Genomic DNA, 1,427 nt, shown 5'->3' with positions numbered 1-1,427 from the left:
GGAATAACCACGATTCAACGCCTACTTGCACAGTTTGTCGATTGGCATGACGATCAACATTTGACTGGCGCTGAGGCGTGATTGCTTGCCTTCAGAAAACCATTTTGCCGCCATCGGCAAGATAGGCAACCACCGAGCAATCCTCGGTGGTTCAACTGTCAAGAAATCCTTGATGGTTCGAGCTGGCGCGAAAGCGGTTGTGCAAAAATTTTCCTGACGACCAGTGTTGACATTTGCCTACTGGTCTGCGCTTGATTGTGCTACATGATAACAATCCTGTTGCAAAAAATTTCATTAATTGTTTGACAACTCTTGCAAAATAGGTGACGGCATGAACACGAAAATGATTATCGCTTTTGTAGTTGTGGCGCTTGTTTCAGGGTGCATGTCATCAGTCACGAGAATCACGCCAGAAGAAATGCGTGCAAACCCAGGGTCAAAAATTTCTTTTGATACCAAGGTTCCGTTTGATTTGGCGTACCGGAAGACGTTAAACCAGATGAAAGGGTGTTGGGAACAGGGAAGCGGAGTAAATTTTTTCCCATTTGCATCGGCGTCATTTGCGTTTTCTGTATTTGGCGACAAAATGGAAAACGACGCACAAGTTTCGCTGAAACTAACCACAAACCTGACTGCAAAAATAATCCAAACGATCGCACTAAATCCAATCCAGAATGGTACGCATGTTACAATCTATTTTGCCGGAGAAAAACCGCCAGAAGGGCAAAGAAAAGTTCTGCAAGAATGGCTGGACAATGACAGCCAGGGTTGCCCTGGGGATGTGGGTTTCTTTGATAAAGTCGAAGGGAGTGAAAAATAAAAAAAATACATTCTGCTGCTGCCTGTCATTGCCGCGTCAGCGTGCATTCCGCCACCGGTGACATGGGTAAAAGATAGCGTTTCTGCGCAACAGTTCACACAGGATAAAAACGAATGCAGATTTGAAGCAGCAAAAGCGGTTAGCCAGAGAGATCATTCCTTCCGGTCGTCTTTAGGTCAGGAACTTGATCTGCAGGTGCGCAGAGATGAGGTTTATGACCTCTGTTTGGCGGCAAAAGGGTACACGAAGAAACGATAGCCGGAGGGTGATAATGAAATTTCAGAATTCAGTAAACGGTTATGAAGAAACCAGATCTGTGCCATGGCTGTGGGCACTCCTGTTCGGACCGCTATATTTTATGGCCATTGGACGATGGAGCTCTGCGTTCTTCTGGATCATAGTTGCGGTAATAATGGGATTTCTCCTTGGACCTCTGGCGATGCCAGGGTGGATAATACTGGATCTGTGGTACGCAATATTTGCGGGGAGTATCGTCAGAAGAAGCTATCTGAGCAGAGGATGGTATGAGATTTAGTGAATTTTTGGCATGAAAAATTCTTGACATCCCCACAAACTTCTGCGCTTGATCACACACGGAGCTTGAGAA

Annotated in this window: 2 protein-coding genes; both read left to right on the top strand. The window is 45.7% G+C overall.

What is annotated here, in order from left to right; genetic code table 11:
* Positions 1-331 precede the first annotated feature (331 nt).
* Positions 332-820 carry a hypothetical protein gene (locus EJP87_RS16355; protein WP_130472911.1) on the top strand — a complete coding sequence of 163 codons (489 nt, stop codon included), beginning with the start codon at positions 332-334 and terminating at the stop codon, positions 818-820.
* A 205-nt stretch (positions 821-1,025) separates the two neighbouring features.
* Positions 1,026-1,355 carry a DUF2628 domain-containing protein gene (locus EJP87_RS19125; protein WP_130472910.1) on the top strand — a complete coding sequence of 110 codons (330 nt, stop codon included), beginning with the start codon at positions 1,026-1,028 and terminating at the stop codon, positions 1,353-1,355.
* Positions 1,356-1,427: the final 72 nt, after the last annotated feature.

Source organism: Candidatus Magnetaquicoccus inordinatus, from assembly GCF_004217665.1.
Lineage (GTDB): Bacteria > Pseudomonadota > Magnetococcia > Magnetococcales > Magnetaquicoccaceae > Magnetaquicoccus > Magnetaquicoccus inordinatus.
This window is presented reverse-complemented; position numbering and strand designations above follow the sequence as displayed.